Raw genomic sequence first — 16,215 nt, forward strand, 5'->3', positions numbered from 1 at the left:
CAGTTGGTTAGGCTGCGGCTGTCAGGGCGCTATCGCGAGCAAGCTCGCTCCCACAGGGATTGGGGATGGATGCGATGTCTGTGAACAAATCCGAAAAAACTGTGGGAGCTGAGCTCGGCTCCCACAGGGGTTCTTGGGTGTTCACGATCAAGCATTCACCACACCCAAGCAGCAGGCCTTCAGTACCACCGTGCCTCGCCCGGCGGGCGTTTCTTGAAGCGTTTCATGCTCCACATGTACTGGCTCGGGTAGGCCCGCACGTAGCGTTCCACCACTTGGCTCATGGCGGCGCAGGACGTTTCAGTGTCGGTGCTGTACATGGCCTCCGGGGCGGCTTCGAGGATGACTTTGTAGCCCGAACCGTCCGGCAGGCGCAGGGCGTGGAGGAAGACGCCGACGGCTTTGCCGCCAGCGAGCATGTTCGGCACGAACTTGCTGGTCAGGGCCTGGGTGGCGAAGAAGGGCACGAAGATGCCGGCGGATTCGGCCGGTTCCGGGTCGGCGGGGATGCCCACCTGGCCGCCTTTGCGCACTTCCTTGATGACGCTGAGGATGCCTTCCTTGGTGGATGCCGCGACTTTGTTGCCCAGTTGCACGCGCTGCTTGCGCAGCAATTCATCCACCGCCTTGAGCTTGGGCGGACGGTAGAAAATGATCGGTTTGCACTGGCTGCAATAGAAGTGGTTGAGCACTTCCCAGTTGCCCAGGTGGCTGGTGATGCCCACCACACCTTTGCCCGAGGCCAGGGCTTGTTTCAGCACCTCCAGGCCTTCGACTTCGCGCACCAGTTCAATGGAGCGCTGGGCCGGCCAGATCCAGGCGCAGGCGCTTTCGGTCAGGGACTTGCCGATGTCCTTGAGGCTCTGGCCCACCAGGCGTTCGCGCTCGGCCGGGGCCATCTCGGGAAAACACTTGGCGAGGTTGATCCGCACCACGTCGCGGGAACGGTTGGGAAATTTCCACATGAACCAGCCAATGGCCGAGCCCACCGCCTGCACCGCTCGCCAGGGCAGCAGCGCAAACAACCGCAGAGCGCCGACCAGCAAGGCGCCTTTCAACTTATCCACAGGTCACTCCTGAATGTATGGGCCGTGTTGCGAGCCGGCTATTCTAACCGCCGTTTACCAACGCGGCGTAGCGGTCGCAATCTTGGGTGTGGTCCATGACCATGCCCGAGGCTTGCATCAAGGCGTAGCAAATGGTCGGCCCGACAAAGGTGAACCCGGCTTTTTTCAAGCCTTTGCTCATCGCCAGTGCCTCGGGCGTGATGGCCGGCACGTCGAGGCGGTCCTTGAAATGGTTGATGATGGGTTTGTCGCCCACGAACGACCAGAGAAACGCCACCGGGTCTTCCAACGCCAGCCAGGCCTGGGCGTTGCGGCGGGCCGCCTTGAGCTTGAGGCGGTTGCGGATGATGCCGGGGTCGAGCATCAGCTCATCGATTTCGGCGTCGCTCATCTGCGCCACCCGCTGCACATCGAAGCCGTACAGCACCTCCCGGTAGCGCTCGCGTTTGCGCAAAACGGTGATCCAGGACAAACCGGCCTGGAACCCTTCGAGCAAAAGCAACTCGAACAAACCCTGCGCATCGCGCAGCGGCGTGCCCCACTCCTGATCGTGATAAGCCATGTACAACGGATCGTCAGAACACCAAAAGCAGCGTGGCATAAGGCTCCAGGGGGCGTGCGCACGAACGAATCGGGTATACTCCCGCTCTTTAAATCGCAGCCCAAGAAACAGGTGAATTTCGTGAGCCAGCCTACGCCAGCCGTGCGTACCTTCCAAGACTTGATCCTCGCCCTCCAGCAATACTGGGCCGAGCAAGGTTGCGTGGTACTTCAGCCCTACGATATGGAAGTAGGCGCCGGCACTTTCCACACTGCCACGTTTCTGCGTGCCATCGGCCCGGAAACCTGGAACGCCGCTTATGTGCAGCCCAGCCGCCGCCCGACTGACGGCCGCTACGGCGAAAACCCGAACCGTCTGCAGCACTACTACCAGTTCCAGGTCGTTTTGAAGCCGAACCCGGAAAACTTCCAGGAGCTGTACCTGGGCTCGCTCAAGCATGTGGGCCTCGACCCGCTGGTGCACGACATTCGTTTCGTCGAAGACAACTGGGAATCGCCAACCCTGGGCGCCTGGGGCCTGGGCTGGGAAGTCTGGCTCAACGGCATGGAAGTGACCCAGTTCACCTACTTCCAGCAAGCAGGTGGCATCGAGTGCTACCCGGTCACCGGCGAGATCACCTACGGCCTGGAACGCCTGGCCATGTACCTGCAGGGTGTGGACTCGGTCTACGACCTGGTATGGGCCGATGGCCCGTTCGGCAAAGTGACCTACGGCGACGTGTTCCACCAGAACGAAGTGGAACAGTCGACCTACAACTTCGAACACGCCAACGTCGAGAAGCTGTTCGAGCTGTTCGATTTCTACGAAAGCGAAGCCAAGCGCCTGATCGAGCTGGACCAGCCGCTGCCATTGCCGAGCTATGAAATGGTGTTGAAGGCGTCCCATACCTTCAACCTGCTGGATGCACGTCGGGCGATTTCCGTGACCGCGCGCCAGCAATACATCCTGCGTGTACGCACCCTGGCGCGTTCCGTTGCGCAAGCCTACCTGCTGGCCCGTGCCAAGCTGGGCTTCCCGATGGCGACCCCGGACCTGCGTGATGAAGTGTTGGCTAAGCTGGAGGCTGCACAATGAGTGCTCAAGATTTTCTGGTTGAACTGGGCACCGAAGAACTGCCACCCAAAGCCCTGAACACCCTGGCCGATGCGTTCCTGGCCGGTATCGACAAAGGCCTGCAAGCCGCCGGCCTGAGCTACGAAGCCAAACAGGTGTACGCCGCGCCGCGCCGCCTGGCCGTGCTGATCACCGCCCTGGCGACCCAGCAGCCAGACCGCAGCATCAACCTCGACGGCCCGCCACGCCAGGCCGCGTTCGATGCCGACGGCAACCCGACCCAAGCTGCCCTGGGCTTCGCCAAGAAGTGCGGCGTGGACTTGAGCGAAATCGACCAGAGCGGCGCGAAGCTGCGCTACAGCCAGAGCATCAAGGGCAAGCCGACCGCCAGCCTGTTGCCAACCATCGTCGAAGACTCTCTCAATGACTTGCCGATCCCCAAGCGCATGCGCTGGGCCGCGCGCAAGGAAGAGTTTGTGCGCCCGACCCAATGGCTGGTGATGTTGCTCGGTGACCAGGTCATCGATTGCACGATCCTGGCCCAGAAGGCCGGTCGCGATTCCCGCGGTCACCGCTTCCATCATCCACAGAGCGTGCGCATCACCTCGCCGGCCAACTACCTGGCCGACCTGCGTGCCGCCTACGTGCTGGCCGACGCTAACGAGCGCCGCGAGTTGATCAGCAAGCGCACCGAAGAGCTGGCCACCCTGCAGGAAGGCACCGCCATCGTGCCGGTCAACCTGCTGGATGAAGTGACCGCGTTGGTGGAATGGCCGGTGCCGCTGGTGTGCTCGTTCGAGGAACGTTTCCTTGAAGTGCCGCAGGAAGCGCTGATCACCACCATGCAGGACAACCAGAAGTACTTCTGCCTGCTGGACGCCGAAGGCAAGTTGCTGCCGCGCTTCATCACGGTTGCCAACATCGAAAGCAAGGATCCGCAGCAGATCATCGCCGGTAACGAAAAAGTCGTTCGCCCGCGCCTGACCGACGCCGAGTTCTTCTTCAAGCAAGACAAGAAACAGCCCCTGGAAAGCTTCAACGAGCGCCTGCGCAACGTGGTGTTCCAGGAAAAACTCGGCAGCGTCTATGACAAGGCCGAGCGCGTTTCGAAACTGGCGGCGTTCATCGCCCCGCGTATCGGCGGCGATGCCCAGCGCGCGGCCCGTGCTGGCATCCTGTCCAAGTGCGACCTGTCCACCGAAATGGTCGGTGAGTTCCCGGAGATGCAAGGCGTCGCCGGTTACTACTACGCCCTCAACGACGGTGAGCCGCAAGACGTGGCCCTGGCACTGAACGAGCAGTACATGCCGCGTGGTGCTGGCGCTGAGCTGCCGACCACCCTGACCGGTGCGGCCGTGGCGATCGCTGACAAGCTCGACACCCTGGTCGGCATTTTCGGTATCGGCATGCTGCCCACCGGCAGCAAAGACCCTTATGCCTTGCGTCGTGCCGCACTGGGCGTGTTGCGGATCCTGATCGACAAGCAGTTGGACCTGGACCTGAACGACGCCGTGGCGTTCGCCGTCAACGCGTTCGGCAGCAAGGTGAAGGCTGCCGGCCTGGCCGAGGCGGTGCTGGAGTTCATCTTCGATCGCCTGCGTGCGCGTTATGAAGACGAAGGTGTCGAGGTCGCGACCTACCTGTCGGTGCGTGCTCTGAAACCGGGTTCGGCCCTGGACTTCGACCAACGCGTACAAGCGGTGCAGGCGTTCCGCAAATTGCCGGAAGCAGCAGCGCTGGCGTCGGTGAACAAACGTGTGTCGAACCTGCTGAGCAAGGCTGAGCCTTCAGTCAAAGCCGTTGAAGCACGTTACTTTGATAATGCCGCCGAGTTTTCGCTCAACTCGGCGATTCAACAGGCCTATGCGTCGGTGCAACCGCTCATGGAAAAACGCGATTATGCCGAGGCACTGGCGCGCCTGGCGGCACTGCGCGAGCCGGTCGATGCGTTCTTTGAAGCCGTGATGGTGAATGCGGACAACGAAGACGTTCGCAGAAACCGTTATGCATTGCTGACCCGCCTGCGCAGCCTATTCCTCAATATCGCCGATATTTCCGTGCTGGGTTGAGGAGCTGCTGTTGAAACTGCTGATTCTCGATCGGGACGGGGTGATCAATCACGACTCCGACGCTTACATCAAATCGGTGGAGGAGTGGTTGCCGCTGCCCGGATCGATCGAAGCCATCGCGCAGTTGAGCAAGGCCGGCTGGACGGTGGCCGTTGCCACCAACCAGTCGGGCATTGCCCGCGGTTATTATGACCTCGCCGTCCTCGACGCCATGCATGAGCGCTTGCGCGCCCTGGTGGCGGAGCAGGGCGGGGAGGTCGGCTTGATCGTCTATTGCCCGCACGGGCCGGACGACGGCTGTGATTGCCGCAAGCCCAAGCCGGGGATGTTGAAAACCATTGCCGCTCACTACGATGTGGCCTTGGCAGGTGTGTGGTTCGTCGGTGACAGCCTCAGTGACCTGGAGGCGGCCAATGCCGTCGATTGTCAGCCAGTTTTGGTAAAGACCGGGAAAGGCGAAAAGACTCTGGGCAAGACCCTACCGGTGGGCACCTTGATTTTTGACGACTTGGCGGCGATTGCCGCTGAACTTATCCACAATTAGAGCGCCCAAGACAACCTGATCAAGGATTGTTCGGGAAGCGCTTGAACAGGCGGGCATAGCCCGCAACGGTAAATGCCGCTATGTCGATATTGCAGGCCATCAGAGCCTTTCTCTTTTACCTGCTGTTGGGCACCAGCTCCTTGCTCTGGTGCTCCCTGAGTTTTTTCATCGCGCCTTTCTTGTCGTTCAAGGCGCGCTACCGCTTCATCAATGTGTACTGGTGCCGTTGTGCACTGTGGTTGAGCAAGGTGTTCCTGGGCATCCGCTATGAAGTGAAGGGCGCCGAGAACGTGCCTGACCGGCCCTGTGTGATCCAGTCCAACCACCAGAGCACCTGGGAGACATTCTTTCTCTCGGCCTATTTCGAACCGTTGAGCCAGGTCCTCAAGCGTGAACTGCTGTTCGTGCCGTTCTTTGGCTGGGCCATGGCCATGCTGCGCCCGATCGCCATCGATCGCGACAATCCCAAGGTGGCCCTCAAACAGGTCGCGAAGAAGGGCGACGAACTGCTCAAGGATAACGTTTGGGTGCTGATCTTCCCCGAGGGCACCCGTGTTCCTTTTGGAACCGTCGGCAAATTCTCCCGCAGCGGTTCGGCATTGGCGGTGAATGCCGAACTGCCGGTGCTGCCGATTGCACACAATGCCGGCAAATTCTGGCCCAAGGCGGGCTGGATCAGAAAACCAGGCGTCATCACCGTGGTGATTGGCGCGCCGATGTATGCTGAAGGCACTGGCCCCCGTGCCATCGCCGAGCTCAATGACCGCGTACAAGCCTGGAATGAACAAACGCAACGGGAGATGGGTTCGCTGCCTCCGACACCGGCCACCATCGACCAGCTCGCTGTTTGAGATTTGTGGATAACCTGTGTACGGTTTTTTCGAAATCCGTTGCTTTTGTGCTTTATCTCTATGTTTTTAATACATATTTCATAAACACATAAAACCCGTTCCTAGGTGCATAAGTTTTTATAGCGGCAAAAAATCGCAGCCTTCGGCAGCTCCACGCTTTTGTGGGAGCCGCCGTAGGCTGCAATATTTTTTGGGCTGCAAGCAGAGTCCGAAAAAATGTAGGTTAAGGTTTTCCAATTACCATGGTGGCCTGGATTTCCGTCGTCCTGCTCGCGGCTCTGTCGCTAGACAAAATCTCATGTCTGGTTGATGAGCTCCAACCCAGCTGCGACTAGGCAATGCTTAGAAAACAACTTTGGTTAAGCGCCGGTAGGTCCGTGCCCGCTTCATAAATGATCTTGATCGAATTTTTCTTCCCGCAGGAACGACCTACGACCCTCGGTCTGTTCAGCCCTCAGCATTAACCTCCGCGCCCACGATTTTTCCAGGTTGGCTGCGCCCCAATACCGTCATCGGATCCTCGAACCCATGGACATAGCCCAGCACTGATAGCCCATAAGACGCAGCAATTCGTCTGGCAGCGTACGAGCAATCTCCAGCGGGCAAGACAAAAACTGATTCTCCTCTTGCCGAAGCCAGCCGAGCGCATAAGTCAGGTTAATTGCCGACCTGACTCGGTCGGAGCGATTGGCTCCGCCACCGTGGTAAACCTTTCCGTCATAGATAAGCACCGATCCCTTTTCCATCTCTGCTGGGAAGCTTTCCGCGATCTCAAATTCTACGCTGCGTCCCGCTCGGTGACTGCCGGGTACGATACGCGTGGCACCCATCTCGGGTCTGTCTGCCGATTTGAACTAGAAAAAGGCATCGATTGGACGACGCTAGATTCGTGGCCGACACTAACCTCGAGCATGAACATGTTAAGCAAGCCCGACTGAAAGGCACGTAACTGTATAGGTAATCCGAATCAGCGTGCTGAGACGCTCATGTCGCGGTTGGGCTGCGCCAGAAACAAATCCGCCTGGCAGATTTCTTTTAATCTTCCAGCAACGGAAAGCGCAAACTGAACGTCGTGCCTTCACCTAATGCGCTCAGACATTCGATTTGCCCACCATGCCGATCCACCACGGCCTTGACCATCGATAATCCCAAGCCAATTCCATCGACCCCGTGAGCCGAGGAAAACCGTCGGTACTGACTGAACAGGTCCGGCAGTTCTTCGTCGCTGATGCCCTTGCCCTGGTCAGCAACATTGCAGATCAACCCGCCCGAGGTGCAATGAACCTGCAGCGATATGCAGGTGTCGGGCGCGCTGTACTTGATGGCATTTTCCAGCAGATTGAACAGTGCACGGGTCAGCAACGGTTGATCCGCCCTCACCATCGCCTCTTCATCTTCTATTTCATGAACCAACTGGATGCGCTTTGCCTGGGCGATGGGCAGCGCCTGGTCGAGCACGTCCAGCACCAACATGGCGAACAGCGTCGGCTGGAATTGATACGCCTCGGATTCGGCCTTGGCCAATTGCACGAAGCCCTCGGTCAGGTCCAGGGCGCGACGTACCTGGCGCTCGATCTGGTCGAACAGCGGATTATCCCCACCTCCCTGGTATCGCTGCACATCGAGCAGGGCAAGGATCGCCGAGTGCGGAGCGCGCAAGTCATGGGAAAGGAAACGCAGCATGACGCTGCGCTGCTCTTCAGCCTCACGTTCGGCGCTCAGGTCGGTGAGGCTCAACAACCAGCCAATCGGCGCATCGCCATCAACCGGCAATAACGCCGCCCGTTCCAGGCGCAAGCTGCGCTCGCGAATGTCGCGAAACTCCACCAAGGGCAATGTGGATAACCGGTGATGCACCCCATGCTCCAACCCTGGATAGCCCAATTGCCCGAGATGCTCCAGCACGTCGCCGCCCGCCAGACCGTGGCCGAACAACTCGCGCGCCTTGCGATTGCCGAGCAACAGCATGCCTTGGGGATCGCTGATCATGGTTGCCACCGGCAGGTATTCCAGGCCATCGGCAATGAAGCGCCGGGTGTCGCGGGTGCGACTCATGGCCTGTTCCAGGGCCATGATCTGACCCTGCAAGCGGTCGCTGCCGGCGTAGGAGGCGCGGCGACGTTCCGGGAAGACCTTGGGCTCTGCGTCCAGGCGGGCCAGCTCCCAGCCGAAATAGGCCAATACCACGCTCAGGCGCCGCCAATTCCAGATCAGGTAGCCAAACATGATGCCCAGCACACTCGCCATGGGCGACCACCACCAACCCCGCGCGCCCACCACGGCGCTGATCAACAGGGCCAAGCTCATGCCGCCCACCGTCGTCCATAAGGCCAAGCGCGGGCGCAACAGCAGCAAACCCAATACACACCCCACCAGGCCCATCGACAACAATGCGGCGCCCGAACGGTTGCCGGTTGTTTGGCTGCTCAACGACAACAAGGCCGTCAACGGCAACAGCAACAGACTTATCCACAACCATTCCCGCACCAACTGACGAAACAACCGCTGGACTTGGGTTGGCTCACGACTTTCACGCCGACGCTGAATACTCATAGGCCTCCTGGCCAAACTCAAGGACTGGGGATTTCTTCACAGGCCTGCAAAGCCCACGACTATAACGGACTCGTTGGGTGGCGCGCTGCTACCTTTCCCTCTGTGCCTCGAGCCGGTATTGTCTCAGCCAGCGATAGGTCAATGACATCAAGTCAGCCACTGGCGGCCTTTCATTGCCACCTGAAGATGTCCGTTACTCTCGAGATCAAGGAATCGCATTCCATGCGTGTCGCCATACTGGACGATGAACCGGCTGAGCTACGCCGGGTAGAACAGACCCTGCAACAAATCCCTGGCAGGGGCGAGCAAGCCTGGACCCTGCACAGCTTTGAGCGAGGCGAGGACTTGTTGCGACAACTGCGCCGGGAAACCTTCGACCTGTTGGTCCTAGACTGGCAACTGCCGGACATCAGCGGGCTTTCGCTGCTGCGCTGGACCCGCGAGCATATGGATTCGCCACCGGCCGCCATCATGCTGACCAGCCGCGACGGCGAGCACGACATCGTTCAGGCCCTCAACGCCGGTGCTGACGACTATGTGAGCAAACCCTTCCGGCCCAACGAGCTCAAGGCCCGGGTCACCGCCGTGCTGCGCCGTCACAACCTGCAACGCGCCCCCGCCAGCGACGTGCTGGTGTTCAATGACCTGGCGTTCGACGACGCCGAGCTGACCATCACCCGCGCCGGCATTCCCATCAGCCTGACCGAGCGGGAATACCGCTTGGCCCGCTGCCTGTTCGCCAATCTGGGCCGGCCGCTGTCTCGGGAGTATTTCTACGAACGCTTCTGGACTCACGAGGAAATGACCTCGTCCCGCCCGCTCGACACCCACATCTACCGCCTGCGCAACAAGCTCGGTCTGACGGCAGACCGGGGTTGGCAATTGTTGACGATTTATGGGTATGGGTATCGGTTGGAAAGTGTGGCAGCGGGGAGCGAAGCGTCTGTCGCGAGTTAGCAAAAAAGGCCAACGCATAAACGTTGGCCTTTTTCGTTGAGGATGAACCCTGGGTGATCGTCTCACCTGGCCATCTGTAGCTCTTTTCCTGCCTTGGCGATCCGACGGCGCTGCACCAGCAATCCGGACGCGACGACCAGTAGGCTGAGCAAACCGGTCGCGAGGATTTCCACACGGTGAGCTTCCTGGAACAGCATGATGGTCAAGGCTCCCACAATGAAGACGATCACCGCGTAGGTCAGGCCGGGGAACAACCACATGCTGAAGGCAACTTTTTCACCACGGGCCATGCGTTGTTTGCGCATGCGCAGCTGCGAAATCGCGATGACCAGGTACACCAGCAACGCAATGGCGCCGGAGCTGGCCAACAGGAAATCAAACACAGCAGCCGGCGCCACGTAGTTGGCGAATACCGCCAGGAAGGCAGCCCCGGTCGACAGCATCACCGCCCAGTGAGGTGTACCGCTCTTGTTGGTGCGCTGGGAAACGGCCGGTGCATCACCGCGCTTGCCCAACGAGAACATCATCCGCGAAGCCGTATACAGCGCCGAGTTCAGACAGCTGGTGACCGCCACCAGGACGACGATATCGACGATCAGTTTGGCATTGGGGATGCCCATTCGTTCCAGTACGGTCTGGTAGGAACCGACGCTGGCCAGGAACGGATCGTTCCAGGGCACCAGGGCGACGACGATGAAGATGGACACGAGATAGAACAAGCCAATCCGCCAGATGACCGAGTTGGTCGCCTTGGCAATCTGCTGGCCAGGGTTCTTCGATTCGGCCGCCGCGATGGTCACGATCTCGGTGCCCATGAACGAAAACATGGTGGTCAGGATTGCCCCCAACACCGCGCCCATACCGTTGGGCAGAAAGCCCTGGGTGTCGAACAGGTGCGAAACACCGCTGACCTGGCTGGTGGGCAGCAAACCGAATATCGCCATCACACCCAGACCAATGAAGCCGATGATCGCCACCACCTTGACCAAGGCGAACCAGAACTCGAATTCCCCGTAGTTCTTCACGCTGAACAGGTTGGTGACCGTCAGCAGTAGGGTGATGACCAAGGTGAAGGCCCAGATCGCCACGTTCGGAAACCAGGCATGCAGGATCGTCGCGGCGGCGTTGGCCTCCAACGGAATCACCAGGACCCAGAACCACCAGTAGAGCCAGCCGATGGTGAAACCGGCCCAATGACCGATCGCATGGTCAGCATATGTCGAGAAGGAACCGGTGTCCGGCGATGCCACCGCCATTTCACCCAGCATCCGCATCACCAGCACCACCAGGGCACCCGCGGCGGCATAGGCCAGCAGCACGGCCGGACCGGCCGCGGCGATAGCGTGGCCGGAGCCAACGAAAAGGCCAGCGCCGATGACGCCGGCGATGGATAGCATCGTTACATGCCGGGGTTTGAGCCCTTGCTCCAGATGATTGGAAGTTTGCGTACCGCTCATTGAGACTATCCTTGGTATTGGATTGATTCGTGCCACCTCGTACCCACCGCTTCCTGTCAAATTAAAGAAACGATGTGTAGTTTATTTAACACGCAAATTCTGCGCCAGAAAATCTAAGGCTCCGTTATGCGGGGCTTCCACACCATTCATAACCCATTGAGAATGAAGGCTTTGTGCCAATGTGTTACTGAGCTACCCCCACTTTTTGTCCACAAGCCTGAAAACGGTACACGTTTTTAAAACGTAAAAAAAAGCCAACGCATAAGCGTTGGCTTTTTTGGAGCGGTGCTGCTGAAGGGATCAGAAATCCAGGTTGGATACCGCCAACGCATTGCTCTCGATGAAGTCACGACGAGGCTCGACCGCATCACCCATCAGGGTGTTGAAGATCTGGTCCGCGCCAATGGCGTCTTCGATGGTGACTTTCAGCATCCGACGCGAACCTGGGTCCATGGTGGTTTCCCACAGCTGATCCGGGTTCATCTCACCCAGACCTTTGTATCGCTGGATGGTGTGGCGCTTGGTGCTTTCGGCCATCAGCCATTCAAGGGCTTCCTTGAACTCGGTCACGGACTTCTTGCGCTCACCGCGTTGGATGTACGCACCTTCGTCCAGCAACGTGCTCAGTTGCGCACCCAGGGATACGACTGTCTTGTAGTCGTTGCTGCCGAAGAAGTCGCGGTTGAAGGTGACGTAGTTCGACAGGCCGTGGGAGATCAGCTCGACCTCCGGCAACCAGACGTTACGCTCACGGTCTTCACGCAGGCTGGCTTTGTAGACCAGGCCGGATTTCTCGACCGTGCGCAGGCGTACTTCGTACTGGGCCAGCCAATCCTGCATCGCCGCGTGATCGGACAATTGCTCCAGGCTGACCGCCGGCAGGTAGATGAAGTGCTCGGTCAGTTCCTGTGGGTACAGGCGCGACAGACGCTTGAGGGTCTTCATGACCAGGCGGAAGTCGTTGACCAGGCGCTCAAGGGCTTCACCGGAAATGCCTGGGGCATCTTCGTTCAGGTGCAGGCTCGCGTCTTCCAGGGCCGACTGCGTCATGTACTCTTCCATGGCGTCGTCGTCTTTGATGTATTGCTCTTGCTTGCCTTTCTTGACCTTGTACAGCGGCGGCTGGGCGATGTAGATGTAGCCGCGCTCGATCAGTTCCGGCAACTGACGGAAGAAGAACGTCAACAGCAGGGTACGGATGTGCGAACCGTCGACGTCAGCATCGGTCATGATGATGATGTTGTGATAGCGCAGCTTGTCGATGTTGTACTCTTCGCGGCCAATACCGCAGCCCAACGCCGTAATCAAGGTGCCGACTTCCTGGGAGGAAATCATCTTGTCGAAGCGCGCCTTCTCGACGTTCAGGATCTTACCCTTGAGCGGCAGGATGGCCTGGGTGCGACGGTTACGGCCCTGCTTGGCGGAACCGCCAGCAGAGTCACCTTCCACCAGGTACAGCTCGGACAGGGCAGGGTCCTTTTCCTGGCAGTCAGCCAGTTTGCCCGGCAGGCCAGCGATGTCCAGCGCACCTTTGCGGCGAGTCATCTCACGGGCCTTGCGCGCAGCTTCACGGGCACGGGCGGCGTCGATCATCTTGCCGACCACCAGCTTGGCTTCGTTCGGGTTCTCCAGCAAGAAGTCGGAGAAGTACTTGCCCATCTCCTGTTCGACCGCGGTCTTCACTTCGGAAGAGACCAGCTTGTCCTTGGTCTGGGAGCTGAACTTCGGATCCGGCACTTTCACCGAGATGATCGCGGTCAGGCCTTCACGGGCATCGTCACCGGTGGTGGCGACTTTATGCTTCTTCGCCAAGCCTTCCTGTTCGATGTAGTTGTTCAGGTTGCGGGTCAGCGCCGAACGGAAGCCCACCAGGTGAGTACCGCCGTCGCGCTGCGGAATGTTGTTGGTGAAGCACAACAGGTTCTCGTTGAAGCTGTCGTTCCACTGCAGGGCGATTTCCACGCCGATGCCATCTTCTCGCTGGATGTTGAAATGGAACACCTGGTTGACCGGGGTCTTGTTGGTGTTCAGGTACTCAACGAACGCACGCAGGCCACCTTCGTATTTGAACAGCTCTTCCTTGCCGCTGCGCTCGTCCTTGAGGACGATGCCAACACCGGAGTTGAGGAAGGACAGCTCACGAATCCGCTTGGCCAGGATGTCCCAGCTGAAGTGGATGTTCTTGAAGGTTTCGCTCGAAGCCTTGAAGTGGATCTGCGTACCGGTGGTCTCGCTATCGCCAACGATCGCCATCGGGGCCTGGGGCACACCGTGGATGTAGGTCTGTTCCCATATCTTGCCGCTGCGGCGAACGGTCAGGACCAGTTCTTCGGACAGCGCGTTCACCACCGAAACACCCACGCCGTGCAGACCGCCGGAGACCTTGTAGGAGTTGTCGTCGAACTTACCGCCAGCATGGAGGACGGTCATGATGACCTCGGCGGCGGAAACGCCTTCCTCTTTATGCACGTCCACCGGGATGCCACGGCCGTTGTCGCGAACGGTGATGGACTCATCCGGGTGGATGATGATGCTGATGTCGTCGCAATGGCCGGCGAGGGCTTCGTCGATGGAGTTGTCGACCACCTCGAACACCATGTGGTGCAGGCCGCTACCATCGTCGGTGTCACCAATGTACATACCGGGACGTTTGCGTACGGCATCCAGGCCTTTCAGCACTTTAATGCTCGTTGAGTCGTACGTATTTTCTTCGCTCAATGCCTTCACTCCCGATGGTCGTGGGTCTGGGTGATACGGCCCTGTTCCACGTGGAACAGAGCGACTGGCGTTTCCGTCTGCCAGCCTTCCCTCAATAATTCGTGGTCTACACAGGTGATGAACACCTGGCAGCGTAAGTCTTCCAGCAAGCGGCATAGCGCGCGGCGGTGGGCTTCGTCCAGCTCGGACGGCAAGTCATCCACCAGATAAATACACTGACCGCGGCGGGCCTGGCTGACCAGATGCCCCTGGGCTATGCGCAAGGCACACACCACCAACTTCTGCTGCCCCCGGGACAAGATGTCCGCGGCATTATGTGCGCCCAATCTGAGACGCAAGTCAGCACGTTGTGGTCCGGCCTGGGTATGGCCCATCTGCTGGTCCCGTTGCAGAGAGCCAGCCAACACGGTGCTCAGTTCCCGGTCCTTGTCCCAGCCTCGGTAATAGCTGAGCGTCAGGCCCTCAAGCTCAACCAGCTCGCTCAAGGTCTGCTCGAAGACTGGTTTCAGGGCTTTGATGTAAGCGCGGCGGTATTCATCGATTTCAGCGCTGGCCTGGCACAGTTCCCTGTCCCAAACCGCTTGCGAAACGGCGTCAAGTGTACCATGTCGCAGCCAAGAGTTTCGCTGGCGCAGCGCCTTCTGCAGGCGTTGCCAAGTCGTCATGAAACGCGGTTCCACGTGGAACACGCCCCAGTCGAGAAATTGCCGGCGAATCTTCGGTGCGCCCTCCAACAGACGGAAACTGTCCGGGTTGATCAACTGCAATGGCAGGATCTCGGCCAGTTGCGCTGCGCTGCGGGCGTTCTGCCCATCGATGCGGATCTGGAACTCGCCTTGCCGGTCCCGCGATATCCCCAGGGCACTATGGCCGCCTTCTGCCAGCTCCACCTGCCCAAACACCGTGCACGCCAGCTGATCGTACTGGATAACCGGTAACAGGCGGGTGCTGCGAAACGAACGGGCAAGCCCCAGCAGGTGCACGGCTTCCAGGACGCTGGTTTTGCCGCTGCCGTTGGCGCCGTAAAGGATATTGATGCGGGGGGAAGGGGAGAAGGTCACCGGATGCAGATTGCGCACCGCGGTGACCGAGACGCGACTTAAGGACATCTAGTGGCCTGTACGGTTAATTCGAGTACTCAAATTCGAGTGCCAGGGCTTGCCAGCCAAGGCGCCATGACGAGCCGTAGCCCGCTACGGCGAGGAATGGCAACGCAGTCTGGCAAGTTCCGGCGCCGAAGTTGAGTGCGCGAATTAGCCACACAGGCCACATAATTACAGACGCATCGGCATGACAACGTACGCCGAATCGTCGTTATCGGACTCTTGCACCAGTGCACTGCTGTTGGAGTCAGACAGGATCAGACGCACTTGTTCGGTGGTCATCACGCCCAGCACGTCGAGCAGGTAGCTGACGTTGAAGCCAATTTCCAGAGAGCCGCCGTTGTACTCAACGCCGACTTCTTCTTCCGCTTCTTCCTGCTCCGGGTTGTTCGCCTGGATCTTCAACTGACCATTGGCCAGTTGCAGGCGGATGCCACGGTACTTCTCGTTGGAGAGAATCGCGGTACGGCTGAAAGCTTCGCGCAATGCCTGGCGATCACCCAGGACCAGCTTGTCGCCGCCTTTTGGCAGCACGCGCTCGTAGTCAGGGAATTTGCCGTCTACCAGCTTCGACGTGAAGGTGAACTCGCCGGTGGTGGCGCGGATGTGGTGCTGTCCCAGCACGATGCTGACGTTGCCGTCCGGTTCGGTCAGCAGGCGGGCCATCTCCAGGATACCTTTGCGCGGAACAATCACCTGGTGGCGATCCGGCTGACCGATATCGGCCTGCATCGAACACATGGCCAGACGATGCCCATCGGTGGCGACGGCGCGGATGACACCGGCAGACACTTCAAGGAGCATGCCGTTGAGGTAATAACGCACGTCCTGCTGGGCCATGGCGAAACTGGTGCGTTCGATCAGGCGACGCAATTTGCTCTGGTCCAGGCTGCAGGTCAGCGACCCCGGACCTTCTTCCACGGTCGGGAAATCGTTGGCTGGCAGTGTGGACAAAGTGAAGCGGCTGCGCCCGGCCTTGACCACGAGCTTCTGCTCATCGACCTTGATGTCGATCAGCGCGTCGTTGGGCAGGCTCTTGCAGATGTCCATCAGCTTGCGCGCCGGCACGGTGATGGAACCCGGATCCGCCGGTTCTTCAAGTTGCACACGACCGACCAGCTCGACTTCCAGGTCGGTACCGGTCAGCGACAATTGCTGGCCTTCGACAACCAGCAGCACGTTGGAAAGTACCGGCAAGGTCTGGCGGCGTTCGACGACGCCTGCGACCAGTTGCAGGGGTTTCAACAGGGCTTCGCGTTGAATGGTGAAATGCATGGTCTA

General features: G+C 59.4%; 13 protein-coding genes. 5 read left to right on the plus strand and 8 right to left on the minus strand.

The features are described 5' to 3' along the window. Window positions 1-179: 179 nt before the first annotated feature. Both AACY31_RS13045 and AACY31_RS13050 read right to left on the minus strand, forming a co-directional pair. Window positions 180-1,067, minus strand: a complete 888-nt coding sequence (locus tag AACY31_RS13045) for a lysophospholipid acyltransferase (protein WP_339479813.1) — start codon at window positions 1,065-1,067, stop codon at window positions 180-182. A 43-nt stretch (window positions 1,068-1,110) separates the two neighbouring features. Beyond that, window positions 1,111-1,668 carry a DNA-3-methyladenine glycosylase I gene (locus AACY31_RS13050; RefSeq protein ID WP_339479814.1) on the minus strand — a complete coding sequence of 186 codons (558 nt, stop codon included), beginning with the start codon at window positions 1,666-1,668 and terminating at the stop codon, window positions 1,111-1,113. 81 nt (window positions 1,669-1,749) lie between these two features. Here AACY31_RS13050 and glyQ point away from each other — a divergent pair, with 81 nt between their 5' ends. The 4 genes from glyQ to AACY31_RS13070 all read left to right on the plus strand — a co-directional run bounded on the left by glyQ (window position 1,750) and on the right by AACY31_RS13070 (window position 6,146). Further along, window positions 1,750-2,703: a glycine--tRNA ligase subunit alpha gene (glyQ, locus tag AACY31_RS13055; RefSeq protein ID WP_003177094.1), complete on the plus strand. Its 954-nt coding sequence runs from the start codon at window positions 1,750-1,752 to the stop codon at window positions 2,701-2,703. Next, on the plus strand, window positions 2,700-4,751 hold the full coding sequence (gene glyS, locus AACY31_RS13060) for a glycine--tRNA ligase subunit beta (protein WP_339479815.1): 2,052 nt from the start codon (window positions 2,700-2,702) through the stop codon (window positions 4,749-4,751). The genes glyQ and glyS overlap by 4 nt, the downstream gene beginning before the upstream one ends. Before the next feature lie 4 nt (window positions 4,752-4,755). Beyond that, window positions 4,756-5,295, plus strand: coding sequence for a D-glycero-beta-D-manno-heptose 1,7-bisphosphate 7-phosphatase (gene gmhB / locus AACY31_RS13065; RefSeq protein ID WP_339479942.1), 540 nt, complete (start codon window positions 4,756-4,758; stop codon window positions 5,293-5,295). Between the two features lie 80 nt (window positions 5,296-5,375). Continuing rightward, window positions 5,376-6,146: a lysophospholipid acyltransferase family protein gene (locus AACY31_RS13070; RefSeq protein WP_339479816.1), complete on the plus strand. Its 771-nt coding sequence runs from the start codon at window positions 5,376-5,378 to the stop codon at window positions 6,144-6,146. Window positions 6,147-6,655: 509 nt separating this feature from the next. Here AACY31_RS13070 and AACY31_RS28910 read toward each other — a convergent pair. Continuing rightward, window positions 6,656-6,976, minus strand: coding sequence for a phytanoyl-CoA dioxygenase family protein (locus AACY31_RS28910; RefSeq protein ID WP_445261539.1), 321 nt, complete (start codon window positions 6,974-6,976; stop codon window positions 6,656-6,658). 205 nt (window positions 6,977-7,181) lie between these two features. Then, a complete protein-coding gene (locus AACY31_RS13075; protein WP_339479817.1) occupies window positions 7,182-8,699 on the minus strand; it encodes a sensor histidine kinase in 1,518 nt (505 codons plus the stop codon). A 222-nt stretch (window positions 8,700-8,921) separates the two neighbouring features. Here AACY31_RS13075 and AACY31_RS13080 point away from each other — a divergent pair, with 222 nt between their 5' ends. Then, window positions 8,922-9,656, plus strand: a complete 735-nt coding sequence (locus AACY31_RS13080; protein WP_339479818.1) for a response regulator transcription factor — start codon at window positions 8,922-8,924, stop codon at window positions 9,654-9,656. Between the two features lie 62 nt (window positions 9,657-9,718). Here the strand turns inward: AACY31_RS13080 and gabP are convergent, their stop codons facing one another. The 4 genes from gabP to dnaN all read right to left on the minus strand — a co-directional run bounded on the left by gabP (window position 9,719) and on the right by dnaN (window position 16,209). Then, window positions 9,719-11,113, minus strand: a complete 1,395-nt coding sequence (gene gabP / locus AACY31_RS13085) for a GABA permease (protein WP_339504545.1) — start codon at window positions 11,111-11,113, stop codon at window positions 9,719-9,721. A gap of 300 nt (window positions 11,114-11,413) precedes the next feature. Continuing rightward, a complete protein-coding gene (gyrB, locus tag AACY31_RS13090; RefSeq protein WP_339479820.1) occupies window positions 11,414-13,831 on the minus strand; it encodes a DNA topoisomerase (ATP-hydrolyzing) subunit B in 2,418 nt (805 codons plus the stop codon). 5 nt (window positions 13,832-13,836) lie between these two features. Beyond that, the gene (gene recF, locus AACY31_RS13095; protein WP_003196148.1) at window positions 13,837-14,940 is read right to left on the minus strand and encodes a DNA replication/repair protein RecF; all 1,104 of its coding nucleotides are present in this window, start codon (window positions 14,938-14,940) and stop codon (window positions 13,837-13,839) included. Between the two features lie 165 nt (window positions 14,941-15,105). Continuing rightward, window positions 15,106-16,209 (minus strand): DNA polymerase III subunit beta, encoded by a 1,104-nt coding sequence (gene dnaN / locus AACY31_RS13100; RefSeq protein ID WP_339479821.1) that lies wholly within the window; start codon window positions 16,207-16,209, stop codon window positions 15,106-15,108. Window positions 16,210-16,215: the final 6 nt, after the last annotated feature.

This window comes from Pseudomonas sp. RL_105y_Pfl2_101 (assembly GCF_963970585.1).
In the GTDB taxonomy this organism is placed as follows: Bacteria; Pseudomonadota; Gammaproteobacteria; order Pseudomonadales; family Pseudomonadaceae; genus Aquipseudomonas.

What these genes read in the sequence shown, in the direction of transcription:
- gabP (WP_339504545.1), bottom strand. Translation starts at nt 11,113, where the DNA reads ATGAGCGGTACGCAAACTTCCAATCATCTGGAGCAAGGGCTCAAACCC.
- recF (WP_003196148.1), bottom strand. Translation starts at nt 14,940, where the DNA reads ATGTCCTTAAGTCGCGTCTCGGTCACCGCGGTGCGCAATCTGCATCCG.
- glyS (WP_339479815.1), top strand. Translation starts at nt 2,700, where the DNA reads ATGAGTGCTCAAGATTTTCTGGTTGAACTGGGCACCGAAGAACTGCCA.
- AACY31_RS13050 (WP_339479814.1), bottom strand. Translation starts at nt 1,668, where the DNA reads ATGCCACGCTGCTTTTGGTGTTCTGACGATCCGTTGTACATGGCTTAT.
- AACY31_RS13075 (WP_339479817.1), bottom strand. Translation starts at nt 8,699, where the DNA reads ATGAGTATTCAGCGTCGGCGTGAAAGTCGTGAGCCAACCCAAGTCCAG.
- AACY31_RS13070 (WP_339479816.1), top strand. Translation starts at nt 5,376, where the DNA reads ATGTCGATATTGCAGGCCATCAGAGCCTTTCTCTTTTACCTGCTGTTG.
- dnaN (WP_339479821.1), bottom strand. Translation starts at nt 16,209, where the DNA reads ATGCATTTCACCATTCAACGCGAAGCCCTGTTGAAACCCCTGCAACTG.
- AACY31_RS28910 (WP_445261539.1), bottom strand. Translation starts at nt 6,976, where the DNA reads ATGGGTGCCACGCGTATCGTACCCGGCAGTCACCGAGCGGGACGCAGC.
- AACY31_RS13080 (WP_339479818.1), top strand. Translation starts at nt 8,922, where the DNA reads ATGCGTGTCGCCATACTGGACGATGAACCGGCTGAGCTACGCCGGGTA.